At 70.5% G+C, this 23923-nt stretch carries 24 protein-coding genes; 12 read left to right on the top strand and 12 right to left on the bottom strand.

Annotation, left to right across the window (positions count from 1 at the left end; translation table 11 throughout):
* Window positions 1-161 precede the first annotated feature (161 nt).
* Complete coding sequence (locus ABEA46_RS15800) at window positions 162-989, bottom strand: hypothetical protein (RefSeq protein ID WP_345545729.1); 828 nt, start codon at window positions 987-989, stop codon at window positions 162-164.
* Window positions 990-1063: 74 nt separating this feature from the next.
* Here ABEA46_RS15800 and ABEA46_RS15795 point away from each other — a divergent pair, with 74 nt between their 5' ends.
* Window positions 1064-1840 (top strand): enoyl-CoA hydratase, encoded by a 777-nt coding sequence (locus tag ABEA46_RS15795; RefSeq protein WP_345545727.1) that lies wholly within the window; start codon window positions 1064-1066, stop codon window positions 1838-1840.
* A 3-nt stretch (window positions 1841-1843) separates the two neighbouring features.
* Here ABEA46_RS15795 and ABEA46_RS15790 read toward each other — a convergent pair whose 3' ends face one another.
* Complete coding sequence (locus tag ABEA46_RS15790; protein WP_345545725.1) at window positions 1844-2380, bottom strand: MarR family winged helix-turn-helix transcriptional regulator; 537 nt, start codon at window positions 2378-2380, stop codon at window positions 1844-1846.
* Between the two features lie 153 nt (window positions 2381-2533).
* Between ABEA46_RS15790 and ABEA46_RS15785 the strand changes: the two genes are divergently transcribed.
* The 3 genes from ABEA46_RS15785 (at window position 2534) to ABEA46_RS15775 (ending at window position 5970) form a co-directional block, all read left to right on the top strand.
* Window positions 2534-3310, top strand: coding sequence for an electron transfer flavoprotein subunit beta/FixA family protein (locus tag ABEA46_RS15785; RefSeq protein ID WP_345545724.1), 777 nt, complete (start codon window positions 2534-2536; stop codon window positions 3308-3310).
* Between the two features lie 9 nt (window positions 3311-3319).
* Complete coding sequence (locus ABEA46_RS15780) at window positions 3320-4285, top strand: electron transfer flavoprotein subunit alpha/FixB family protein (RefSeq protein ID WP_345545722.1); 966 nt, start codon at window positions 3320-3322, stop codon at window positions 4283-4285.
* 236 nt (window positions 4286-4521) lie between these two features.
* The gene (locus tag ABEA46_RS15775; protein ID WP_345545720.1) at window positions 4522-5970 is read left to right on the top strand and encodes a cytochrome b/b6 domain-containing protein; all 1449 of its coding nucleotides are present in this window, start codon (window positions 4522-4524) and stop codon (window positions 5968-5970) included.
* A gap of 9 nt (window positions 5971-5979) precedes the next feature.
* On the opposite strand, the gene ABEA46_RS15770 is transcribed toward ABEA46_RS15775, so the two are convergent.
* The 3 genes from ABEA46_RS15770 to ABEA46_RS15760 form a co-directional block, all read right to left on the bottom strand.
* Window positions 5980-6666, bottom strand: a complete 687-nt coding sequence (locus ABEA46_RS15770) for a pentapeptide repeat-containing protein (RefSeq protein WP_345545719.1) — start codon at window positions 6664-6666, stop codon at window positions 5980-5982.
* A 10-nt stretch (window positions 6667-6676) separates the two neighbouring features.
* The gene (gene cofE / locus ABEA46_RS15765) at window positions 6677-7480 is read right to left on the bottom strand and encodes a coenzyme F420-0:L-glutamate ligase (protein WP_345545718.1); all 804 of its coding nucleotides are present in this window, start codon (window positions 7478-7480) and stop codon (window positions 6677-6679) included.
* A 132-nt stretch (window positions 7481-7612) separates the two neighbouring features.
* Window positions 7613-8119: a GNAT family N-acetyltransferase gene (locus tag ABEA46_RS15760; RefSeq protein ID WP_141895780.1), complete on the bottom strand. Its 507-nt coding sequence runs from the start codon at window positions 8117-8119 to the stop codon at window positions 7613-7615.
* A gap of 571 nt (window positions 8120-8690) precedes the next feature.
* Between ABEA46_RS15760 and ABEA46_RS15755 the strand changes: the two genes are divergently transcribed.
* Window positions 8691-9959, top strand: a complete 1269-nt coding sequence (locus ABEA46_RS15755) for an HNH endonuclease signature motif containing protein (protein WP_345545715.1) — start codon at window positions 8691-8693, stop codon at window positions 9957-9959.
* Between the two features lie 40 nt (window positions 9960-9999).
* On the opposite strand, the gene ABEA46_RS15750 is transcribed toward ABEA46_RS15755, so the two are convergent.
* Window positions 10000-10473 (bottom strand): GNAT family N-acetyltransferase, encoded by a 474-nt coding sequence (locus ABEA46_RS15750; RefSeq protein WP_345545713.1) that lies wholly within the window; start codon window positions 10471-10473, stop codon window positions 10000-10002.
* A gap of 131 nt (window positions 10474-10604) precedes the next feature.
* On the opposite strand from ABEA46_RS15750, the gene ABEA46_RS15745 reads away from it, so the two are divergent.
* The 3 genes from ABEA46_RS15745 (at window position 10605) to ABEA46_RS15735 (ending at window position 13316) form a co-directional block, all read left to right on the top strand.
* A complete protein-coding gene (locus tag ABEA46_RS15745; RefSeq protein WP_345545711.1) occupies window positions 10605-11165 on the top strand; it encodes an acyl-CoA thioesterase in 561 nt (186 codons plus the stop codon).
* 140 nt (window positions 11166-11305) lie between these two features.
* Window positions 11306-11863, top strand: coding sequence for a hypothetical protein (locus tag ABEA46_RS15740; RefSeq protein WP_345545709.1), 558 nt, complete (start codon window positions 11306-11308; stop codon window positions 11861-11863).
* Between the two features lie 85 nt (window positions 11864-11948).
* Window positions 11949-13316, top strand: a complete 1368-nt coding sequence (locus ABEA46_RS15735) for a hypothetical protein (RefSeq protein WP_345545707.1) — start codon at window positions 11949-11951, stop codon at window positions 13314-13316.
* On the opposite strand, the gene ABEA46_RS15730 is transcribed toward ABEA46_RS15735, so the two are convergent.
* The 4 genes from ABEA46_RS15730 to ABEA46_RS15715 all read right to left on the bottom strand — a co-directional run bounded on the left by ABEA46_RS15730 (window position 13220) and on the right by ABEA46_RS15715 (window position 15984).
* Window positions 13220-13744, bottom strand: coding sequence for a hypothetical protein (locus ABEA46_RS15730; RefSeq protein ID WP_345545705.1), 525 nt, complete (start codon window positions 13742-13744; stop codon window positions 13220-13222). The two genes, ABEA46_RS15735 and ABEA46_RS15730, sit on opposite strands and share 97 nt — an antisense overlap.
* Window positions 13729-14214 (bottom strand): hypothetical protein, encoded by a 486-nt coding sequence (locus tag ABEA46_RS15725; RefSeq protein ID WP_345545703.1) that lies wholly within the window; start codon window positions 14212-14214, stop codon window positions 13729-13731. The genes ABEA46_RS15730 and ABEA46_RS15725 overlap by 16 nt, the downstream gene beginning before the upstream one ends.
* A gap of 112 nt (window positions 14215-14326) precedes the next feature.
* A complete protein-coding gene (locus tag ABEA46_RS15720) occupies window positions 14327-15022 on the bottom strand; it encodes a hypothetical protein (RefSeq protein ID WP_345545701.1) in 696 nt (231 codons plus the stop codon).
* A 62-nt stretch (window positions 15023-15084) separates the two neighbouring features.
* A complete protein-coding gene (locus ABEA46_RS15715) occupies window positions 15085-15984 on the bottom strand; it encodes a LysR substrate-binding domain-containing protein (protein ID WP_425563195.1) in 900 nt (299 codons plus the stop codon).
* 164 nt (window positions 15985-16148) lie between these two features.
* On the opposite strand from ABEA46_RS15715, the gene ABEA46_RS15710 reads away from it, so the two are divergent.
* On the top strand, window positions 16149-19949 hold the full coding sequence (locus ABEA46_RS15710) for a proline dehydrogenase family protein (RefSeq protein ID WP_345545768.1): 3801 nt from the start codon (window positions 16149-16151) through the stop codon (window positions 19947-19949).
* 10 nt (window positions 19950-19959) lie between these two features.
* Here the strand turns inward: ABEA46_RS15710 and ABEA46_RS15705 are convergent, their stop codons facing one another.
* Window positions 19960-20130 carry a hypothetical protein gene (locus tag ABEA46_RS15705; RefSeq protein ID WP_345545697.1) on the bottom strand — a complete coding sequence of 57 codons (171 nt, stop codon included), beginning with the start codon at window positions 20128-20130 and terminating at the stop codon, window positions 19960-19962.
* A gap of 41 nt (window positions 20131-20171) precedes the next feature.
* Window positions 20172-21017, bottom strand: coding sequence for a PIG-L deacetylase family protein (locus ABEA46_RS15700; RefSeq protein ID WP_345545695.1), 846 nt, complete (start codon window positions 21015-21017; stop codon window positions 20172-20174).
* Between the two features lie 114 nt (window positions 21018-21131).
* On the opposite strand from ABEA46_RS15700, the gene ABEA46_RS15695 reads away from it, so the two are divergent.
* The 3 genes from ABEA46_RS15695 to ABEA46_RS15685 all read left to right on the top strand — a co-directional run bounded on the left by ABEA46_RS15695 (window position 21132) and on the right by ABEA46_RS15685 (window position 23915).
* Window positions 21132-21332: a hypothetical protein gene (locus ABEA46_RS15695; RefSeq protein ID WP_345545693.1), complete on the top strand. Its 201-nt coding sequence runs from the start codon at window positions 21132-21134 to the stop codon at window positions 21330-21332.
* 240 nt (window positions 21333-21572) lie between these two features.
* A complete protein-coding gene (locus ABEA46_RS15690; protein WP_345545691.1) occupies window positions 21573-22907 on the top strand; it encodes an ABC transporter substrate-binding protein in 1335 nt (444 codons plus the stop codon).
* 102 nt (window positions 22908-23009) lie between these two features.
* Window positions 23010-23915, top strand: coding sequence for a carbohydrate ABC transporter permease (locus ABEA46_RS15685; protein ID WP_345545689.1), 906 nt, complete (start codon window positions 23010-23012; stop codon window positions 23913-23915).
* Window positions 23916-23923: the final 8 nt, after the last annotated feature.

The raw sequence follows: 23923 nt of genomic DNA, 5'->3' as shown, positions 1-23923 counted from the left end.
TCGACTCCATCTCGCCATAAGAAGCCTTGAAATCAGCCATGTCACAGTCCTCTCAGAATTTCGAACGGACCGCGACCGGCCCGCAGACAGGCTAGGGCAACTGTTCGCGCCGACGACATGGGGACCATTCCCCATGTGGATACCCGTCCGAGCGAGGAGGATCAGCGGATGCCGCCGGCCCAGACCGTCGGCGGCTGCTTGCGCTTCAGGCGCTGCGCGTCGGTCGTCGAGATGATGCGGTCGTCCACCAGCGCGGCCAGTGCGAACCGGTACGACCTGTCGCCGTCGCCGCGCTCGCCGGGGGTGAGGCGCCGCGAGACGTTGGACCACCACTTCTTGACGGGGTCCTTCGGGGTGCCCGAGGTCGCGCGCACCGCTTCCTGCGCCCAGTGATCGCGCTCGACCTGCCGCGCGTGCGTCCAGAGCACGACGATGCCGATGATCGACGCGCCGAGGATCACGGCACCGATGATCGGGACGAGCGGCTCATACCGGTCTACGTCGTCCCAGTGGAAGACCGTGAACACCAGGGTCGCCGCCCACACGACCGCGTAGAAGATGAAGATCCGGGCGCCCTTCACCCGAGGGTTCAGGTACTTCGACCGCAGCTGGTCCCGCGCGGCGAGGGCGAAGCAGATGAGGGACGCGGCAGCCCAGACGCCCATCCAGATCGCGCCGTCGCCGACATCGAACGCCGACCGGCCGTTGCGCGGCGACGGCAGCACCATCGCCGGTGCGAACGCGCCGAACAGCAGCGCCAGCACCACCAGGGTGCTGTGTCCGCGGCGCGGCCGGCGCGGGCGGTCCCCGGCGCCGGGCAGCTCTGCCTGGGCGGCGGTCGCCGCGTCCAGCTCCGGCCGCAGACGGGGGACGGCGACCAGCAGGGCGCGCCGCGAGGCGGCCACGACGGCGTCCGACGGATCGGCGCCCGTGGAGTCCGCGGCCCAGCGGGCGATCTCGGCGCGCACGGCCGCTTCGAGCTCAGTCATCGCCGTCTACGATCGCATGCCGCGCGAGCGCGGCGGAGCAGGCATGATCGGATGCACAGGGTCGAGGAGGACCGATGACCGAATACGAGACCATCATCGTCGACACGCGCGGGCGCGTCGGCTGGATCACGCTCAACCGCCCCGAGGCGCTGAACGCGCTCAATTCGCAGGTGTGCCGCGAGGTGACGGCGGCGGCATCCGCGTTCGACGCCGACGAGGCGATCGGCGCGATCGTGGTCACCGGGTCGGAGCGCGCGTTCGCCGCCGGCGCCGACATCAAAGAGATGGAGTCCAAGTCCGGCCTCGACATGCTGCTCGGCGACCACTTCGGCGGGTGGACGCGGTTCGCCGCCGTGCGCACGCCCGTCATCGCCGCCGTCGCCGGCTACGCCCTGGGCGGCGGGTGCGAGCTGGCGATGATGTGCGACATCATCCTCGCCGCCGATACGGCGAAGTTCGGGCAGCCCGAGATCACCCTCGGCGTGATCCCCGGCATGGGCGGGTCGCAGCGTCTCGTGCGCGCTGTCGGGTACTACAAGGCCGCCGATCTCATCCTCACGGGGCGGATGATGGACGCCGCCGAGGCCGAGCGCTCGGGCCTGGCCTCACGGGTGGTGCCTGCGGCCGACCTGCTGGCCGAGGCGCAGAAGAGCGCCGAGGCGATCGCCGCCAAGGGCCTGCCCGCCCTCTACGCGGCGAAGGCGGTGCTCGACGGCGCACTCGAATCCTCGCTCGCCGAGGGGCTCCGGCTGGAGAAGCACGTGTTCGCGAGCCTGTTCGACACCGAGGACCAGAAGGAGGGGATGGCCGCGTTCCGCGAGAAGCGCGCCCCCGACTTCCGCGGGCGCTGACGGTCAGAGCGGCTCGGGCTGCGGGCGCGGCTCGGTGAAGTCGCCCGAGTCCTTGCGGAAGCGCGCGATGATGCGGACGAGCTCGGTGGTGTCGTCGTCGCTCAGGCCGGGGCTCTCGAACACCTCGGTGTTGAGGGCCGCGGTCGCGCGCTCCACGAGCTCGCGTCCGGCGTCGGTGAGGACCAGCATCGCGGCGCGGCCGTCGTCGGGATGCTGCTCGCGGGAGAGCAGCCCATCGCGGGTGAGCCGGTCGACGGTGTTCGTGACGCTGGTGGGATGCACCTGGAGGCGGGCGATGGCGCTGGCCATCGGCATCCTCCCCTCGCGGGTGAAGCCGAGCAGCCGCAGCATCTCGTAGCGCGCGAACGACAGCCCGAACGGCTTGAGCGTCGCGTCGATGCGGGCGAACAGCAGCTGCTGCGCGCGGATGATCGACGTCACCGCGGTCATACCGGCCGCCGCGGGCTCCCAGCCGTGCGCGATCCACTGCCGCTTGGCCTCGGCGATCGGGTCGACCGCCAGACGCTTCGGTGCTGCCATCGCGACCTCCTCGTTCCACCGTATCGGGATGCCGCAACCGGCGTTTATGTATACACACAGTGCATCGAAACTCGGTAGCAAGCTGTTCACCACCGCGGATTGGCTACATTCTGCGTGGCCCCATAGACTCGTGCGCAGCGTGAGGAGATCGTCATGAAGATCGTCGTCCTGGTCAAGGAAGTCCCGGATACCTACGGGGATCGCAAGCTGTCGCTGGAGACGGGGCTTGCCGATCGCGGGGCGAGCGAGACGGTGCTCGACGAGATCGGCGAGCGGGCCCTCGAGGTGGCGCTGTCGCATGCCGACAAGACGCCGGGCACCGAGGTCGTGGTGCTGTCGATGACGCCCGAGTCGGCGTCGGCGACGGTGCGCAAGGGGCTCGCGATGGGTGCCGCGTCGGCGGTCCAGGTGGTCGACGACGCGCTGCTGGGCGCCGACCTCGGACTGACCGCAGAGGTGCTCGCGGCCGCGCTGCAGCGCACCGGGTTCGATCTGGTCATCGCCGGCAACCAGTCCACGGACGGGTCCGGCGGGGTGCTGCCGGCGATGGTGGCCGAGATCCTCGACGTGCCGTCGGCCACGTACCTGAGCGCGGTCGAGATCGCGGACGACGCGGTCAGCGGCACGCGCGCGTCGGACGGCGCGACGATGCAGGTGACGGCATCCCTCCCCGCCCTCGTGTCGATCACCGAGGCGCTGCCGGATGCCCGGTTCCCCAACTTCAAGGGCATCATGGCAGCGAAGAAGAAGCCTTTCGAGACGCTGTCGCTCGCCGACCTCGAGATCGACCCGCACGACCCCGAGGCCTCGCGGTCGATCGTCATCGGGCTGAGCGAGAAGCCGCCGCGCGCGGCGGGCGTGAAGATCGTCGACGAGGGCGACGCGGGCGAGAAGCTCGCGGAGTTCCTCATCCAGAACCGGCTCGCGTAAGGAAGCGCCATGACGTTTGCAGATGACTCGATCCTGGTTCTGCTCGACACGACGCCGTCGGGCGGCCTGGCCAAGTCGGCCGCCGAGGTGCTCGGCGCCGCCGCGTCGGTGGGCACGCCGGTCGCGCTGATCGTCGGTGACGAGGCGTTGGCGACGGATGCCGCGGCCCTGGGCGCCGCGTCGGTGCTGGTCGCCGCTGCCGGCGACGGGCTGGGCGCGGGGCGGGTGGACGCGCTGACGTCGGCCGCAGACCTCGTGCGTCCGGACGCGGTGCTGGTGTCGAACTCGGTGGAGGGCCGCGATGTCGCCGGCCGCTTCGCCGCCCGTAACCGTTCGGGTGTCGCGGTGGACGCCGTCGGCGTCTCGCGCGACGCCGAGGGCGTCGTCGCGCAGCACTCCGTCTACGGCGGCGCGTACAACGTCGACTCCGCGGTGACGTGGGGGGCGCCGGTGATCACGATCCGTCAGGGATCGGTGGATGCCCGTGCCGAGGCCGTCGCCTCGCCCGAGGTCGAGACGCTCGAGGTGCGCGCGTCGGGCCGCCGGGCCGCTGCGGTGACGTCGGTGGACGAGGCTGTCGTGTCGTCGTCGCGGCCGGAGCTGCGCGGTGCCGCGAAGGTCATCTCGGGCGGTCGCGGACTCGGGTCAGGCGAGAAGTTCGCGCTCGTCGAGCAGCTGGCCGACGTCCTCGGCGCCGCTGTCGGCGCGTCGCGTGCCGCGGTCGACGCCGGCTACGTGCCGCAGACGTACCAGGTCGGGCAGACCGGTGTGTCGGTGTCGCCGCAGCTGTACATCGCGATCGGCATCTCCGGCGCCATCCAGCACAAGGCGGGCATGCAGACCGCGAAGACGATCGTCGCGATCAACAAGGACGCCGACGCCCCGATCTTCGAGATCGCCGACTTCGGCGTCGTCGGCGACCTGTTCCAGGTCGTGCCGCAGCTGATCGCCGCGCTCGAGGCGAAGAAGGCGTAACCCGCATGGCGACGTTCGGTTCCTCGGTGCGGCGCGGTCTGCCGCGCGTCCCCGGCGGCGAGCCGTGGCCTCCGGCCGGCGTGGCCCCGGTCGCTGCCGGCACGTTCGCCGCCACGGCGGTGGCCGAGGCTGTGGAGCCGCCGGTCGTTGAGCGAGCGAGGAACGAGCGAGACGAAACGCCTCGGCTGCAGGAGGAACCCGCGGTTCCTGCGCCCGCTGCAGCTTCCGCTGCACCCGTGGCTGCTGCGCGGGCACTGCGTCGAGGTCTGCCGCGTGTGCCGGGCGGCGAGCCGTGGCCGCCGGCATCCACGATTCCTGTCGCGGCCGCGACCACATCTGCTCCGCCGTCGGTCTCCGCACCCGCTGCCGCAGGCGCCACACCGCACGTGACTGCGGAGCAGCCTGTTCTGCAGTCAGAACCCGCGGGAGCCGAGGCCCCCGCGACGCACGTTGTGCCGGCGGAGTCGCGGGCCACGGCCGGCGCCAAGGCGCTGCGCCGTGGTCTGCCCCGCACTCCGGGCGGCGAGCCGTGGCCGCCCGCCGGGCTTGCGCCGGCTGTCGCGGCACCTGTGGCCGAGACGGCCGTCGCGGCGGCGCCCGCCGCCGGGGCACCGACCGCTCCGCAGGCGGAGGCGGAGGCATCCACTGCTCCCGTCGTGCGGGCGACCCCGTCGGGCGTGCCGCTGTCGCAGCCGCTGCCCTACCCGCACACGGTGTGGGAGGGCACGAACGCTCGGGTTCACCCGATCCGACGCGAGCCGCGCAAGGTCGGGCCGTTCACCGGCGCTCAGTGGGGCCTGGCCATCCTGGGTGGGGCCGGTCTGCTGTACGCGGCGGCGATGGTCGTGCTCGCGGTGCGGTGGCTGCTCTCGACGTCGTGGGGTGTGGACTTCCTCGCGGCGTTCCCCGGCGAATACCACCTGCCCGAGGGGGCGCCCGTGGGCTTCCCGGCGTGGCTCGGGTGGCAGCACTTCTTCAACGTGTTCCTGATGGTGCTGATCATCCGCACCGGACTCACGGTTCGCACCGAGAAGCGGCCGAGCGTGTTCTGGTCGCCGCGCACCAACGGTCGTCGCAAGATCAGCCTGAACCTGTGGTTCCACCAGTCGCTCGACATCCTGTGGCTCGTCAACGGCGCGATCTTCGTCGTGCTGCTGTTCGTGACCGGGCAGTGGCTGCGCATCGTGCCGACGTCGTGGGAGGTGTTCCCCAACGCGCTGTCGGCGGCGCTGCAGTACGCGTCGCTGGACTGGCCGACCGAGAACGGCTGGGTGAACTACAACGCGCTGCAGCAGCTGGCGTACTTCACGACGGTGTTCATCGCGGCGCCGCTCGCGGCGATCACCGGTGTGCGCATGTCGGGCATCTGGCCGAAGAACGCCGCCGGGCTCAACAAGGCCTATCCGGTGGAGTGGGCGCGGGCGCTGCACTTCCCGGTGATGCTGTACTTCGTGCTGTTCATCTTCGTGCACGTCGTGCTGGTGTTCGCCACCGGGGCGCTGCGCAACCTCAACCACATGTACGCGATGCAGGGGTCCACCGACCCGAACGCGTACGCCGACAACTGGCTCGGGTTCTGGATCTTCGCGCTCTCGCTGCTCGTGATCGTCGCGGCCTGGATCGCGGCACGGCCGCTCGTGCTCGCCCCCATCGCCCGACTGTTCGGCAAGGTGTCGGGGCGCTGACGCCGACGGTCAGCCGTCGAGCGTGAGGCCGAGGAGCTCGGCGAATGCGGGAGCCATGAGCTGCAGCTGCTCGGCCGAGATCGTCGCACCGCGCAGCCCCTCGATCCCGACGACCTGACCGAGGTCTGCGCCGCGCAGGTCGACGTCGGTCAGCTTCGCGCCGCTGGTGTTCAGCGTGGCGATGCGGCAGCCCTCGAACGAGACGCGCCGGGCCGCCGCATCCATCAGATCGATCTCGTCGATCGTGCAGTCGATGAACGCGACGTCGAGCAGCTCGGCAGCGCGCAGATTGACGTACCCGAGCTTGCAGCGGGTGAAGCGGATGCCGCGCCACGACGCGTCGTACACCTCGACCGAGCCGAATCGGCTGTCGCGCACCTCGACATCGCGCCAGCCGCTGCGTGCTGCCGACACGGCGGGGACGTTCGCGCCGGTGATGACGCTCTCGAGCACGTGGGTGCCGCGCAGCGTCCATGACCCGAGCTCGAGCCCGTCGAAGCGGCACCCCTCGACGGTGTCGCCGACGGCGAGCTGCCAGGCGTCACGGACGATGCCGGAGTAGGCGGCGCCCAGGAACGCATCGAACGCGTCGGCGTCGCCCGGTGCGATGCCGGCGAGCACCACCGCCTCGTCGAAGTCGAACGCGGGCGCCTGAGTGCCCGTCCTGCCACGCGTGCTCTTGGTGCGGATCGCCACGGACACCAGGCTAGTCGGCGGCGCCGACACCGCCCTCGGACGGAGAGAGGGATGCCGCACCCGCCGCGAATCCGTCGGCATAGGCCTCGTCGGCGCCGAGGCGGAACATGTCGCGCTCCAGCGGGCGCACGATCGACCGGGCGCCCGGAAGGTCGAGTGGTCCGACGAGGTCGGAGCGGCCGCGCACGACTGCGACCGGCAGGCGTGCCGCCTTGCCCTTCACGAGGTCGGCGGCGGCGGCCAGCTCGTCGCCCACACACGGCATCGTGACGACCAGGGGGCGTCCTTCGGCGTCGGTCGCGCCCCGGAGATCCTCGAACACGAGGACACCGCCCGCGCCGATCGCGTGGTCGGTCTGCCCTTCGCGCCAGGCACGCCCGAGCGTGTCGGACACGATGACACCGATCTCGACGCCCAGGCGCTCGCGCAGCCCGGCGGCGATCGTGCGAGCCGACGCGTCGGGGTCGACCGGCAGCAGCAGCACGGTGCCCTCGGGGGTGTTCGAGGCGTCGACGCCGGCCGCCGCCGACACCATGCCGAGGCGGTTCTCGACGATGCGCGTCGTGAACCCCGACGGAGTGAGACGGGATGCCACCACCCGCACGGTCTCGGCGGTGATGGCGTCTTCGCGGTCGTCGGCGACGACGAAGCGACCCTCGGCCTTCGAGACGATCTTCGACGTCACGACGAGGATGTCGCCGTCCGCCAGCACGCCGGCAGCGGCTTCGGCGATGACGGCCACGAGGTCGGTGCCGGACGCGATCTCGGGGATGCCCTCGAGGGGCCAGACGGTGAGCGGGGTGCGAGGGGGCATGCGAACAGTCTTGCGGATCGGGGGCCTCGCCGGACGCCGGGTCGGCGGCATCCATTCTTCCGGCGGACCGCCGGCGCGGACGACGAAGGGGCATGCCCGGCGAACCGGACACGCCCCCTCGGAACGGACGGGTCAGCGCGTGAAGCGCACCTCGGTGAGGGTCTCGCCGAGGAACGGCTCGGTGTGCGACGCGCCGTCGAGAGTGAACCCGTTGCGCACGTAGAAGCGGTGCGCGCGGGGGTTGTCGTCGGCGACCCACAGGTACAGGCCCTCGGCGGGCTCGACGACGGCGTCGAAGAGCTTCTGACCGATGCCGGTGCCGTGATAGGCGTCGAGCAGGTAGATGAAGTACAGCTCGCGGAACCGCGGGGCGTCCTTGTCGCGCGCCGGGCCGGAACCCGCGAACCCGACGATCTCGCCGTCGACGAGGGCGGCGAACATCTTGAACTCGGGACCCTGCACGGCCCAGTGGGTCCACAGTTCGGCGAGGCGCTTGGGCGAGACGGCCTCGAGGGCCGCCTTGCTGATCAGGTGGTCGTAAGTCTCGTGCCAGCACGTCGCGTGGACGCGCCCGAGGGCCTCGGCGTCGACGTCGCGCACCGGACGGACGACGATGTCGGTCTGGGTTTCGGCTTCCATGTGCGTGACTCTACGCGGCTCGCCGCGAGACGGGAAATCGCGCGAACGCGGGATGAACGGCGTATGACAAGCGGATGCCGGGCAGCGGGATGCGGGTGGTCGGACGTCGTACTCGGGTGGGGGAGGCCGCGATCAGCGATCGGCGGTCTGGTCCGCCGTTCGGTCGTCGAGCGAACGGCGGACGGGCGGGACGAAACGTCGTGAGCTGGTGTCGGGACGAAGCGCGGGAGTTCGCGCGGGGTGTCGCCCGGGGTCTCGGGGCGGAGGTGGTGTGGGTGCGGGTGGGTCGGGCCGGGGGCATCCATTCCCCTCCTCCACAGGGAGCGCGCACTGCGCGTCCAACGGAGTCATCCACAGGTGGAAAAACCCGGTGGATCTGGGGATTTGAATGTCGGAACCCCTCGGCATGATGGTGTCATGACAGACCTCGCCGATGCTCTCGCCGGGATCGCGATGCACTCGCCGCGGTGCTCTCGGATGCCGTGGTCGATGAGGCGCTGCGGGGCTGTCGAGACGACGAGGTGCTGGCCGTGTTGGCGACCGCCGCGCGGGTACGTCGCTTGGCGAGGCGGTGGTGGTCGAGTCGGTCGCCATCGTGGTCGATCGGGACGAGTCGGTGCCGCATCCGGAGCGGCTGACGTCGCGCTATGGATGCCGCACCCTGGCCGAGCTCGTGCAGCGGGCGACGCGGGTCTCATCGCGGACCGCGGCCGAGGCGGTCGCGGCGGGTAAAGCCGTGCGCCGGTCCGTGGCCCCGTCGACGGGGGAGCTGCTGCCGGCGCAGTTCCCGGCGATGCGAGCGGCATTGACCTCAGGGCATGCCGGGCTTGACGGCGTCGCTGCCGTCCTGGGCGTGTTCCGCGGCACGCTGGCGGGGCGTGACGGGCTGCTCGCGGCCGATGAAGAGCTGGCTGCCGCTGCGTCGGGGTGCGGCGCGGACGGTGCTCTGCCGGCGTCGGCGGATGACTTGCGGGCGATGGCGCAGGTGTGGGCGGCGTATCTGGACCCGGACGGGTCCGAACGCGCCGAGTCGCGGGCGTTGCGCAAGCGTGGTGTCACGATCGGGCGACCTGGAACGGACGGGCTGGTCCCGGTGCGCGGCGGTCTGCTTCCCGAGGTCGCGGCTCTGCTGCAGGTCGGGTTCGACAGTGTGCTGAACCCTCGCGTTGCGGGCGCCGACCTGCCCGGGCCGAGGTTCGTCGGCGCGGATCAGGATGATCCGATCGGCCTGTTCGAGGAGCAGGCCGATCAGCGGACGGCCGCGCAGAAGCGGCACGACGCGCTGGCCACGCTGCTGACCGCGGCGATCGAGGCCGACACGGTGCCGACGCTGGGTGGCACGGCGGCGACCTTGGTCGTGCAGGTCCGTGAAGAGGACCTCGCGACCGGTCGCGGGTACGCGCACGTCGACGGCGAGCCGGTGCCGATCGCCTCCGCCAGGCACATCGCGTGCAGCGGGGCGGTTCAGCGCGTCCTGACGGGTGAGAACGGCCGGATCTTGTCGCTCACCACACTGGACCGCGTCTTCACCCATCACCAGCGCAAAGCGATCGGGCTGCGGGACGGCGGGTGTGTCATCCCCGGCTGCCACGTGACGGCTCGGTGGTGCGAGATTCACCACGTTCAGGAGCATGCACGAGGCGGACCGACGCATGTCGACAACGGAGTCCTGCTGTGCTTCTTCCATCACCGCACGATCGACACGAGCGGATGGCGGATCCGCATGATCGACGGCGTCCCGCACGTGAAAGGCCCGTACTGGTGGGACTCGGACGCGAGATGGCGGCCGGTGATGAAGTCTCCGACCCGACGCCGAGAACTCATCGTCCGGCGAACCTGATGCTTCCCGCGGAGGAGTGATCGGAACGCCATCCTCACCGTCAGGGCAGGGGGCGCACCTTGACCAGGTACATGAGGTCGACGCCCTCATGCAGCGGTTCGCGCCGGTCGACGACGTAGCCCTCGCGTTCGTACAGGCGGATGTTCGCCTCGCTGAGGTGCCCGGTGAACAGCTCGAACCGGTCCGCACCGCTTGCCTCCTCCGCGGCCCGCAGCAGCCGCGTCCCGATCCCGCGACCCTGCAGATCGGGGACGACGGTCAGCCGGCCGATGTGTGCGACGCCGTCGTCGACCGTCCACCTCACGGCGCCGATCAGCCGACCCGCCGAACGCAGCCCGAGCCCCGGGCCGTGCAGCTCAGCCTCGAGCTCCTCGAGTGACTGCGTGAGCGCCGGCAGGAACGGGTCGCGGTACAGCCGCGCCTCGCTGGTGTACGCGGCGCGCTGGAGCGTCAGCACCTCGCCGGCGTCATCGGGAGTCAGCGGGGCCAGGGCATCGGTCGCCGGGGAGGTCACCCTCGAATTGATACCAGAACGCGCACGGTCCGCGTGGCCGAGCTGCCGACCCCGAAGGGATGCAGCCGCGACGTTGTAGGAATCGGCAATCGAATCGGCATCTGCGTCGAGGATCGCTACGATCGCACTTCGTGAATGTGTGGTGGCGGACCCTCCTGACGATCATGCGCGCCAAGGCGGCGCTGCGCCGCGGCGGCCCGATCCCGCCGCGCTCCGTCGGCCGCGTCCGGCTCACCACGATGCCGACCGACATCGACCTGCTGATGCACATGAACAACGGGCGCTACGCGTCGCTGTTCGACCTCGGCCGATTCGACCTGCTGATCCGCACGGGACTGTGGGATGCGATGAACGAGCGCGACTGGTACGCCGTGGTCGCGAGCGAGACCGTCACGTTCCGCAAGTCGCTGCAGCTGTGGCAGCGGTTCACCGTCGAGTCGCGTCTCTACGGTCACGATGACAAGGCGGTCTATCAGATCCACCGTGCCGTGGTCGACGGCGAGGTCTACGCCGAAATGATCGTGCGGGCCCGCTTTCTCCGCAAGAACGGGGGAGTGGTCAACACCGACGAGCTGTTCGCCGCGCTCGGCCGCCCCGACGACCTGCCGCCGCTGCCGAGCTGGGTCGCGGATTGGGCCGACGGCGCCGCGCTGCCCTCGACGAAGGCTCCCGCTCCCAGCCTCTGGAGCTGACCGGATGCGGCGGATGAGCCGCCGCTAGCGCACAGGACGCCTCCAGCACAACCCGCTTGCCGTCATTCACGGGGTGGGGTTGCGTGGACGGTCCGACGCGCCGGCGAACCATACCGGCGCGGGGAGTCAAGGAGTGTGCCGTGGACACGACCACCCTCATCTGGATCATCGTCGGCATCGCGATCGTTCTCGTGATCGTCGTCGTCGCGCTGCTGGTGACCGCACGCGGTCGCAGGACGCGACGGCTCGAGCACCAGCACGAGCGGGCCGAGCGTCTGCGTGCCGACGCACGCGAGACGGACCTTGCCGCCCGCGAGCACGAGGCGCAGGCAGCCCGTGCCCAGGCCGACGCCGCTGCCGCCACCGCCGCAGCCGAGGCGGCGAAGGCGCGTGCGGCCGAAGCATCGATCGACGCCGAGCGACGTTCGGGCGCTATCGACGATCACCGCGACGAGGCCGCGGAGCTGCGCACGCGACAGGCCGAGACGTTGCGCAAGGCCGACGACGTCGACCCCTACGTCGATGACGCTGCGCGGCCCGCGGAGGGCGCGCCGACCGCCGGCGACGACACGGCGTCCGCTCGCGACCTGGACGCACGCGATGCCGACGCTGTCCGCGCGCAGGAGGGCCGTCTTCCGGCGGATGCCGACGACGAGACGCGGCCCGGCGCCGCGCCGACGCGCTCAGAGCATCCTTGACGACGGTCGGGCCGCGTCCGTGGCCCCGCGGCGCGGCCCCGGCTCCCGCGCGGAGCGGGGCTCCGGCTCCCGATAGCGTAGGCGGGTGACCGATCTGCTCGCCGTGCTGCGCACCGCCGGCCGCCTGCTGTGGCGGCACTGGCCGGTGCTGCTGGCGCTGTACCTCGGAGCGATCCTCGTTCGCTACGGGGTCATCGAGGTCGCGGGCTGGGTCGGTTCCTACAGCGCGGTCGCCGGATCGCTGCTGCTGCCGATCGCCATCCTCGTCAGACTCGTCGCCCTGGTGGCCATGTTCCTGGTGCTGCGCGACGGCATGCGGCAGCTGCGCGCCATCGCGCCGCTGCCGACGGACGGGCCGACCCGGCGCCGCGAGTTCTTCGACGCACTGATGGTCGGCATCCTCCCGTTCTTCGCGTTCTACGCGGCGTGGGGATATCTGCGCGAAGACGCGGTGGCCTATTCGCTCCGTGCGCTGGAGCTCTCGACCGGGCGACTGCTGACCGACGAAGCGCGTGGGGACGGGGTGGGCGGGATGGTCACGGTCACGCCCCTGACCGTGGCGATCGTGGTCGTCGCCTTCGCGCTGCGCTGGCTGCTCAAGCGCCATCGCGACCGTCTTCCGCGCTGGTTCGGGTTCATCGCGGCCTACCTCGAGGCCGTATGGGTGTACTTCGCGGCGATCGTCATCTCCGACGTGGTCGGATCCGTCACGGCATGGGTCGGATCGCGGCAGGGCATGGTGTGGCTCAGCGACATCCGGTCGCTGATGGAGTCGGTGTTCGTGCCGCTCGGCTGGCTGTGGGGCGCGACCGACTGGCTGCTCGGCGAGGCCGGCGGCATCATCCTCCTGCCGATCGCGTGGTTGACCATCGCGGGAGTGCTGTACGGGCAGGTGGTCGCCCCGCAGGCGATCGACACGACGCAACTCGGCGGCGAGACGGGCCGCCGCATCCGCACGCGGTACGGGTCGCTGCCGGCCCGACTCCGGGCGCGGCTGGGCGATATCTGGAGCGAGCTCATCAGCCGGTTCACGCCGATCGGCAACGCGCTGGTGCTGATGTGGCGCGCCGGGCCGGTGCTCATCGGGGGGTTCGTGCTGCTCTACACCCTGCTGCTCTGGGTGCAAGGGCTGCTCGAATGGGCGATCCCGCGCGCGTTCGGCCCCCAGCCTCTGAGTTTCTGGTTCATCAACGACCAGTTGATCTTCCTGATCGCCCCGGTCCTCATCGAGCCTGTGCGCATCGCGCTCGTGGCCGGCGGCTACGACGGTGTCATCGGGCGACTGCGCGGACGCCTCGCGGGGGGAGAGACGGATGCCGCGGCATCCGGTTCTCCGTCGCCGCAGGCGGTCACGGATCAGGGGTCGATGACGGCGCTCACGAACTCCGGCAGCCCGGGTTTGGACGCGAGCCAGACGGTGAACGGCCCCGACACGTCCTCGGCGACGAGGTAGTCGACCGTGATCGCATAGGGCTCGGTCAGCTCGGAGTCGCACCCGGTGAACAGGTCGTCGTCCCACTCCCGGCCCAGATCGGTGGTGTAGCTCCACTGTCGTTCCAGGCCGCCGGTCTCGTGCAGTTCGGGCGTGGAGCACGCGAACTCGGAGCCCGCGGGATCGATCTGGATCTCGACCGTGATCACTTTGCTGCCTTGCGGGGCATCGGGGAACTCGCTGTACTCCGCCGTGACCGGGCCGATCGTCGCACCCACGTACTCGGTCGATTCACCCGGCTGCAGGAGGATCGGCTGGGCCGGTGTGCCCTGCAGCGTCTCCGACCACTCGTTCCACGCCATCGCGGCGTAGGTCGCCGGCACGAGCACCAGGACTGCGCCCAGCGCGACCGCATTGGAACGCCACCATCCGGTCACGGGTTGGTCCATCCCGTCATCAGCAGGTCGGTCTCGTCGACCGTGTCGAGGTCGGCGAGGTCGAATGTCAGCACGACCATCGAGTCGAGCTCGGGGTTGATGCCATTGAGCGCCAGCTCGATCCGGCCCTCGCCGGCACGAAGTTCGGTGGGCAATTCGAACGCGAGGCTGCCGGATTGCGGGACGCCGACACGCAGCGTTCCCCGGTAGAAAGACTTCGGCCGCTCGCTCGCGTCGAACTGCTTGCCGTCGATCCGCAGCTGCGCGGAGCCGAGCGAGGCTCCGACCTCGGTGAGGACGGCTTCCGCATCCAGATCCACGACCAGCCAGTTCCCTTCGGCTGACCAGGCCGTCGCATTCACCGTGCCGGCACGGCGGAGATCGGTGAAGGTCACAGCGATGTTCCGCCCGGTGGCGGCCTGACCGATCGTCGCAGGCACCTCGAACGGCGCCTTCATCTGCGCGTCGCCCGGCGTCGCCAACGAGACGAACCAGGCTGCGACGATGCACAGCAGGCCGATCGTCCACGCGGCCCACGGAGGCAGCCTCCGCGATGCCGGTGCTGCGGCAGGCGTGGTCGGCGTCGGCACGGGATCAGTCGTCATCGGCGGAGTCCTCCTCCACGCCGGCGCCGACGTCCTCGATCGGCAGCGACATCGTCGCCGTCGGCACTGGATCCTGCCAGTTGCTGCCCTGGGCGACGAACGACGCCGTGTACAGCCTCATGTCATCGAGAGTGACCTCGAGCTCGTCACCGGCCTGGTAGTCGTCGGCGTCCACCGCCCAGGAGTAGACCACCTTGGCGGGGACACCCGGCTGCAGTATCGGTCCGGCCGTGGTGTCGTCATAGCGGGCGACGCTCGGCCCGGGGTCCTTCTCGTCATCGCCGAGGTCGCGGTCGCTCTCCAGGCCCTTGATCGAGAACGATTCCTCCACGCTCCACGACCCCCGCGTGCGCAGCGGTTGATCCCAGTTGTTCGTGACGTCGACCACGATCGCGAGCACGCGCTCGCCGTCTTCGGGCCAGGTGCCCGATCCCGGAAGCTCGTCGATCAGCACGGCCTTGACCACCGTGAGGGTGCGCATGTCGGTGACATGCGCCTCGCCCGGCTCCAGCACGGCGAGCGGTGGCGGTGTCGCCTCAGCGAGCCCGCCGAACGCCGCCGTCGCGGCCAGGAACGCCCCCGTGCCGATCGCGGCGAACCAGGCCGTCGGCACGCGATCGCTCGCCGCGCGCACCCAGGTGAAGCGGCTCTTCCGCGCGGGGGCTGCGGACGGCTGCTCGGACACCAGCCCAGCCTAGAGGGCCGGGCACACGTCGTTTCGCGGGGACGAGGGGGGATGCCGCAGACCTACCGGCCCGGATCGCCGCCCGTGACGGCGAAGGCGTCGCGCAGCGCGCGGCGCACCTCGACGATGCCGGCACGGTCCCGAGAGGCCGTCCGCTGCGCCAGGAAGATCTCGCGCGCCGGGCGCCCCGGCAGATCGAGCAGCCGGACCGGAGCCGGAGCACCGGTCCACAGCAGGTCGGGGAGCACGGCTACCGCCTGACCGGACGCGACCAGCCGGGCGTGCGCGGTCAGGTCGGCCAGCTCGAACCGCACGTCAGGCTCGAACCCGGCGGCCCGGCACTGCTGCACCGCCCACTGGCGTGCCGCGGTGCCCGCGGGCTCCATCGCCCACGCCCGCTGCCGCAGATCGTCCAGCGAGCGGGCGGTGTCGGCAGGCGCCACCGCCAGGCGGATGGGGTCGGTGCCGAGCACCTCCCGTTCGAGTCCTTCGACGTGCGCGCGCGTGTGCCCGGGGTACTGCTCGGCGATCACGAGGTCGACGCCGCGCGCGGTGAGCTCGAACAGGCCCTCCTCCGGCGGCAGCTGCACGAGCTCGACCCGCAGTCCGGGTGCGCGTTCGGCGAGCAGCCGGAGGGCGCCCGGAAGCAGCGCGAGCGTCGCCGTCTGCATCACCGCGACGCGCACCGGCGCGAGGCCCGGCGTCAGCGACTCGAGCTCGCCGCGGGCGTGCTCGTCGAGGTCGAGCGCCCGTGCCGCGTGGGCGGCCAGCACCCGCCCGTGCTCGGTGAGCCGCACCCGGCGTCCGTCCGGGGCGAGCAGCGCGACGCCCGCCTCCTTCTCGAGCAGTCCGAGCTGCTGCGAGATCGTCGAGGGGCTGAACGACAGGGCCTCGGCGACGGCCGCGAGCGTACCCCGCAGCGCGAGCTCGTGGAGCAGCCTGAGACGGCGAAGTTCGAACACCGGCATCCCATCGACAGAATCGAACGATATAGATCATAGATGTTCGCTTTTCGCGAATGAATGGATGCCGCACGCTAGAGGTCATGGCACATGTCGAGCCGATCGCGCACGAAGAGGTGCAGGCTGGAGTCACGCAGGTGGACGCAGAGGTGGATGGAGCGCGCATGGAACCCGGGACCGACGGACGTCTGGTCGAGGAGGCCGTGGCGCTGGCGCAGCGATGGACGGCCGAGAGCGCCGAGGTCGAAGCGGACCCCGCTGCCGAGCGACTGGCCGGCGTGCTGAAGGACCCGAACGGACTGCCGTTCACGATCGGCTTCGTCGACGGGGTGATGCGACCCGAGAGCCTCTCGGCGGCGGCCTCGCATCTGCACCGGGTCGCCCCGCTCGTGCCCGACTTCCTGCCCTGGTACCTGCGTTCGGCCGTGCGCGTCGGCGGGGCTGTCGCCCCCGTGCTGCCCTCGCCGGTGGTGCCGATCGCGCGGCGCGTGCTGCGCGAGATGGTGGGCCACCTCGTGGTTGACGCGCGGCCCGACAAGCTCGGCGCCGCCATCGAGCAGCTGCGCGCGGGCGGCGCGCGCCTGAATCTGAACCTGCTCGGCGAGGCGGTGCTCGGCGAGGACGAAGCGCGGCGCCGGCTCGACGGCATCCACGAACTCATCCGACGCCCCGACGTCGACTATGTGTCGGTCAAGGTCTCGGCGATCGCGAGCCACATCTCGATGTGGGCGTTCGACGAGGTGGTCGACAAGGTCGTCGAGCGACTGCGTCCGCTGTACCTCACGGCCGCCGCGGACGGCACGTTCATCAACCTCGACATGGAGGAGTACCGCGACCTCGACCTCACCATCGCGGTGTTCACGAGTCTGCTCGAAGACCCGCGCCTGCGGGGGCTCGAGGCGGGCATCGTGCTGCAGGCCTACCTGCCCGACGCGCTCCCCGCGCTCCAGCAGCTCACGGCGTGGGCGCTCGCCCGCATCGAGGCGGGCGGTGCGCGCATCAAGGTGCGGCTCGTCAAGGGCGCGAACCTCGCGATGGAACGGGTGGATGCCGTCATGCACGGGTGGACGCTGGCCACCTATGACGCGAAGGTCGACGCCGACGCCAACTACGTGCGGTGCCTGCGCTACGCCCTCGACCCCGCGCACACGCGCGGCGTGCGGATCGGCGTCGCCGGTCACAACCTGTTCGACATCGCCTACGCCTGGCTGCTCGCCGGTGCGACAGGTGTGCGGCCCGACACTTCGACAGGCTCCGTGCAGGCGACATCGGGCGCCGCCGGCGCGTCGCCCGATGTCGAGTTCGAGATGCTGCTCGGCATGGCGCAGGGACAGGTCGAGGCCGTCACACGCGAGGTCGGGCACGTGCTGCTGTACGTGCCGGTGGTGCGTCCCGACGAGTTCGACGTCGCGATCAGCTACCTGGTGCGGCGCCTGGAAGAGAACGCGTCGAGCGACAACTTCCTGTCGGCCGCGTTCGACCTCGCCGACGACCCGGCGATGTTCGCGCGCGAGCGCGACCGCTTCGTCGCCTCGCTCGCCCGCGCCGACGATGCCGGGCTCGCGATCGGCCCGAACCGCGACCAGGACCGCGCCGCCGAGGCCGCCGAGCTGTCGGCGCCGACCGCCGACGACCCGGCCGACGAGTCGCCGCGCGCGCAGGCCCGGCTGCGCCGCGCCGCACGGTCGGCCGACGAGGCCGGCCTCACGCAGGTCGTCATGGGCATCGCGCGGTCGGCTGCGACCACCGACACCGCCCCGCTCGAACCCGCCGTCCCCGAGCAGGTGTTCGGCGCCGAGGCGTTCATCGAGACGGCGGTGTTCGCGCCGCGCCAGACCGATGCGCGTGCGGCGGGCGCCCCGGGCTTCCGCAACACGCCCGACAGCGACCCGGCCCTGCCCGGCAACCGCGCCTGGGCCCGCGGCATCCTCTCCCGCATCGAGACCTCCCGCGCGGGCGACCAGACGGTCGCCGCCGCCCGTGTCAGCGACGAATCGGAACTGCAGGCGATCATCGCGCGGGTGACGGATGCCGCCGGCCGCTGGGGTTCGCTCCCCGCAGCCGACCGGTCCGCCGTGCTGGCCGCGGCCGCGCGGGCGCTGGAGGCGCGTCGTGGCGAACTGATCGAGGTCGCCGCGTCCGAGACCGGCAAGGTGTTCGCCGAGGCCGACGTCGAGGTCAGTGAGGCCGTCGACTTCGCGAACTACTACGCCGCCACGGCCCGCGAGCTCGACCGCGTGAGCGGTGCGGTGTTCGAGCCGGCGAAGCTCACCGTCGTGACGCCGCCGTGGAACTTCCCGATCGCGATCCCGGCGGGCGGTGTGCTCGCCACGCTCGCCGCGGGCTCGGGCGTCGTGTTCAAGCCGGCACCGCAGGCGCGGCGCTGCGCCGCCGTCGTCGCCGAGGCGCTGTGGCAGGCGGGCGTGCCCCGCGACGTGCTCGCCCTCGTCGACATCGACGAGGGCGGACTCGGCCAGGCGCTCGTGTCGCATCCGGCCGTCGATCGCGTGATCCTCACCGGGTCGTGGGAGACCGCCGCCCTGTTCCGCTCGTGGCGGCCCGACCTGCCGCTGCTCGCCGAGACCAGCGGCAAGAACGCCATGATCGTCATGCCGACGGCCGACCTCGACCTGGCGGCATCCGACCTCGTCAAGAGCGCGTTCGGCCACGCGGGCCAGAAGTGCTCGGCGGCCTCGCTCGCGATCCTGGTCGGCCCGGTCGGGCACTCGCGCCGTTTCGCCCGTCAGCTCGTGGATGCCGCGAACTCGCTGCGGGTCGGACCGCCGTCGGACCCGCTCAGCGAGGTCGGCCCGGTCGTCGAGGTGCCGCGCGGCAAGCTCGAGTGGGCGCTCACGACGCTCGAGGAGGGCGAGCAGTGGCTCGTCGAACCGCGACCCGTGGACGGCGCTCCCGAGTACCGCGGTCGCCTGTGGACGCCGGGCATCCGCGTCGGCGTCCAGCCGGGGTCGCGGTTCCACCACGAGGAATTCTTCGGGCCGGTCCTCGGCGTCATGCACGCGACGTCGCTGTCGCACGCGATCGAGCTGCAGAACGCGGTCGCCTACGGCCTCACCGCGGGCCTGTACACGCAGAACCCCGACGACCTGGCGATGTGGCTCGACCGCGTCGAGGCAGGCAACCTGTACGTCAACCGCGGCATCACCGGTGCGATCGTGCAGCGGCAGCCCTTCGGCGGCTGGAAGCGCTCGTCGGTCGGGGCGGGCGCCAAGGCCGGCGGTCCCAACTATCTCGTCGGCCTCGGCCGGTGGCGCGCGACCTCGGGGGCACCGGCATCCGCCACGCTCCATCTGCGGGGCCTCGACACGCGCATCGCCTCGCTCATCGAGGCCGCCCAGCCCTCGCTCGACTACGAGTCGTTCGAGTGGCTGCGCCGCGGCGCCCTGTCGGACGCGATCGCGTGGGACCGCGAGTTCGGCCAGGTGCGTGACGTGTCGGCGCTCGGCGTCGAGCGCAACCTGTTCCGGTACCGGCCGATCGGCTCGGTGGCCCTGCGCGCGACGGCCGACGCCTCATGGCAGGCCGTGCTGCGCGTCGTCGTGGCGGGACTGCGTGCGGGTTCGAGACTGACGCTCAGTGCGCCGGTGGGCCTCCCCGCGGCGGTGCGGCGCGTGCTCGCGGAAGGGGACGTGGCCGTCTATGTCGAGTCCGACGAGCAGTGGCTGCAGCGCATCACCGCCGACGAGGACCTGCTCACCGCCGTCGCCGACGAGGAGCAGGCACCGCGTCCGGACCGCGTGCGCCTGATCGGCGCCGCGGAGTCGGTCGCGGCGCTGCACACCCTCGTGTCGCAGGCCGTGGGCGGCGATCCCGACCTCGCCGTCTACGACAACGAGGTCACCACCGCCGGCCGGCTGGAGCTGCTGCCCTTCCTGCACGAGCAGTCCGTGACGATCACCGCGCACCGCTTCGGCAACCCCGACCCGTGGAGCGAGGCCGTGATCTGATCGCTGGTGATCAGAGACCGTCGGCGTCGACGTAGCCGGGCGTGGACTGTGGCGGCTGATGCACCTCGGCGTGGTGGGTGCGCAGCGCGCTGAGCACCGCACCGCGCACGACGTAGAACAGCGCCACGAAACCGATCACGATGAACAGGAGCGGCAGGACGATTGCCGTGAGGAATCCCATGGCGAGAACCTAGTGGATGCCGCGGCGCCCGGCATCCCGGATCAGTTCAGCGGGTCGGCCTGCAGATCCCGTATGTGGTAGAACTCCTGGTCCCACAGGAGGTACACGAGCCACGCGGGCAGGTGGTACGCCTCCTGGAGGTAGTTCTCCTGCGAGGAGTGGATCTTCCAGCCCTCCATCTTCTTGCCCGTCTCGGCCGACATCGCATACTCGGGGTCGGGCTGGTTCTTCACGACGAACGCGCCCGCCTCGCCGCCGAACATCTCCAGCGCCGTGGTGGGGCTGATCGTGTAGACGACGTACTTCGGCCCGCTGTACGAGCCGTCCTCGTCTTCGAGCTGGGCGATCGCCTTCTCGGTCACCTCGCCCATGCGCATGTGGTCCTTGTGCCCGGTCGCCCCGGACTCGGGCCAGAACGCCACGACGACATCGGGTTCGATCCGCTTCATCGTGTCGGCGACCCGGTCGACGAGCTCCTGCTCGTCCACCTCGGGCACGCCGCCGTCGGGGTAGTCCCACACCTCGTGCTCATCGACACCGAGGTTGAAGCTGTTCTTGAGGGCCTCGGCCTTGCGGATGTCGCCGAGATCCTCCTGCCGGGCGACGACCGGGACCTGATGCCCGGCTTCTCCCTGCGTCGCGGTGATCATCGCCGTGTAGGCGTCGTCCTGCGTCTTGGCGCGCCAGAACAGGCCGTTGACGGTCTGCTCGTCGTCGGGGTGCGCGAACACGCCGAGCACGCGCGTGCCGCCGAGCTCGCCGATCACCGAGTCGACTCCCTTGGCCGTCGGCATGTGGAACAGGCTGCGGCCCGCCCAGTACACGCCGACGAGGGCGACGACGAGGACGGACGCGACGACGATGAGCGCGATCCAGCGCTTGCGCATGTGGAACTCCGGGGGTGCGGTGTGCGCCCATCGGCGATGACGGGCTGAGGCATCATAAACCGAATGACGCTCGGTGGCGGAATGCGCCGGCCGGGCTCCGCTAGCGTCGCGCGCATGCAGGATGTCTCCGCCCTCGCCTCGGTCGTCTCGGCACTGTGGCTCACTGTCGCGATCCTGGCCGGCGGGTTCGCCCGCACCCGCAACCGGTCGGCCTGGACGTGGTTCCTGCTGACGTTCTTCCTCGGGCCGATCTCGGCGTTCCTGCTCGTCGTGTGGCCGGCCCGCGAGCCTGCCACCGCGGACCGGCTCGACTGACCTGTCGGGAGCCGATGTCGGGCGCCCGGCATCCTCTCGTCGCCGGAGCTCGCCGATCACGCTTCTACAACGTTGGAACTTTTTCACCCGAACGGCTTGACAGCACCTCCGATCGCGTCGCACACTGTTGTCCACCCCGTAATTCCAACGTTGTAAATCAACGGGACATCCACGGTCAGCGGCGATCGATCCCCCCGGGATCCCGCAGGCTGATCACACAGCACTACGAGAGGAATCGTGATGACGAAGTCACGGAAGCCGGTCATCGCCGCGGCGGCGATGCTGGCGGTCGGCGGACTGATGCTGTCGGGCTGCGCAGGCGGCTCCGGCGACAGCGGCACCGAGCAGCTGACCTTCATGTTCCGCGGCAGCGACGCCGAGAAGGCGGCCTACACCGCGGCGATCGAGCAGTTCGAGAAGGACAACGACGTCGACGTCAAGATCATCATGACGACGGCAGACGAGTACAGCACCAAGCTGAAAGCCGCGATCACCGGCAAGCAGGTTCCCGACGTCTTCTACATCGACCCGGGCAGCGTGCAGGCCTACGTCAAGACCGGCATCATCAAGGACATCACCGAGTACGTCGAGGGCGACAAGGACCTCGACCTCGACAACGTCTGGCAGTACGGCGTCGACAGCTACCGCTTCGACGGCAAGCTCATGGGCCAGGGCGCGATCTACGCGATGCCCAAGGACGTCGGCCCGTTCTCGTTCGGCTACAACAAGACGATGTTCGAGAAGGCCGGCATCCCGCTTCCCGACGCCGACACGCCCCTCACGTGGGACGAGTTCACGGCCGTCACCAAGCAGCTCACGCAGGACACCAACGGCGACGGCACGCTCGACCAGTGGGGCACCGGCCTGAACGTGGTGTGGAACCTGCAGGCGTTCGTGTGGTCCAACGGCGGCGACTGGCTCAACAAGGACCGCACGAAGGTCACCGTCGACACCCCCGAGTTCGCCGAGGCGCTGCAGTACTTCGCCGACCTGACCAACGTGGAGGGCGTGACCCCGTCGGCCACCGACGCGCAGACGCTCGACACCTACCAGCGGTGGATGAAGGGCGAGATCGGCTTCTTCCCGGTCGGCCCGTGGGACGTGCCCACGTACGAGAAGCTCGACTTCGACTGGGACCTCATCCCCTGGCCGGTCGGCTCGACCGGTGAGACCGCGACCTGGACCGGCACGCTCGGCATCGCCGTGAGCGAGTCGACCAAGGACCCCGACATGGCGGCCAAGCTGTCGATCTACCTGTCGACCGACCCCACCGCCCAGCAGTCGCTGGTCGACGCCGGTGTGCAGATCCCGAACCTCATCGACATGGCAAACGAGTGGGTCACCTCCTCGACCCTCCCGCCCGACAACAAGCAGGAGTTCCTCGACATCGTCCAGGACTACGGCCGGGCGCTCCCCGCGAACACGACGTACAGCGCCGAGTGGTACGACGAGCTGTTCAAGAACATCCAGCCCGTCCTCGACGGCAAGCAGACCGCGGCCGACTACCTGAAGGAAGTCCAGCCGCGCATGCAGGAGATGCTCGACAAGGCGAACGCCGAAGCCGGCATCGGCTGATCGGCTGACCCGCTGATCGAGTGGATGCCGCGCCTCGGACGAACCCGAGGGCCCGGGGTGCGGCATCCACCCTCTCCTGATCTCTTCTGAAACGAGGTTCCCATGTCGACGACGACCCCTGTCCGTCGTTCGCGGCTGCACCGCCGCGAGCACCGCGCCGCGCTCGCGCTGGTCGCGATCCCGATCGTCGGGTTCCTGGTGTTCACCGGCTACCCGCTGGTGTTCTCGGTGTACGCCTCGTTCACGAAGTGGAACGGCCTGAGCGAGCCGGTGTTCAACGGCATCGCCAACTTCGTCGAGATGGCGAACGACCGGTACTTCTGGCAGGCGATGGGCAACACGATCTTCTACATGATCGGCATCCCGATCGGGCTCGTGCTGTCGCTGCTGCTGGCCCTCGCGCTCAACCGCCGGATGCGCGGCACGACGTTCTTCCGCACCGTCTACTACGTGCCGGTGATCTCGTCGCTCGCGGCCGTCGCGATCCTGTGGCAGTGGGCGTACAACGGCGACTTCGGCCTGGTGAACCAGGTGCTGGCGCTGTTCGGCATCGACGGCCCCAACTGGCTGCAGAACGCCGACACCGTCAAGCCGGCGATCATCATCATGGCGGTGTGGAAGGGCCTCGGCTACTCGATGCTGCTGTACCTGGCGGCCCTGCAGTCGGTGCCGCGCCACCTGTACGAGGCCGCCGCCCTCGACGGCGCCGGGGCGTTCCAGCAGTTCCGCCACATCACGGTGCCCATGCTCAACCCGGTGACGTTCTTCCTCGTCGTCACGAGCATCATCGGCGGCGCCCAGATCTTCATCGAGATCAACATCATGACCCCCACCGGCGGTCCCGAGTTCAGCTCGGCCTCGATCGTCTGGTACATCTGGCAGAAGGCGTTCAACTACCTCCAGATGGGCTACGCGACAGCGATGTCGGTGGTCCTCGGGCTGCTCGTCTTCGTCGTGACCGCGATCCAGTTCCGGCTCAACCGCCGCTTCCAGTTCTCGATCGACTGAGGCACATC

It is taken from the genome of Microbacterium jejuense, assembly GCF_039544225.1.
Lineage (GTDB): Bacteria > Actinomycetota > Actinomycetes > Actinomycetales > Microbacteriaceae > Microbacterium > Microbacterium jejuense.
The sequence above is the reverse complement of the archived record's forward strand: the minus strand, read 5'-3'. Positions and strand labels throughout refer to the sequence as shown.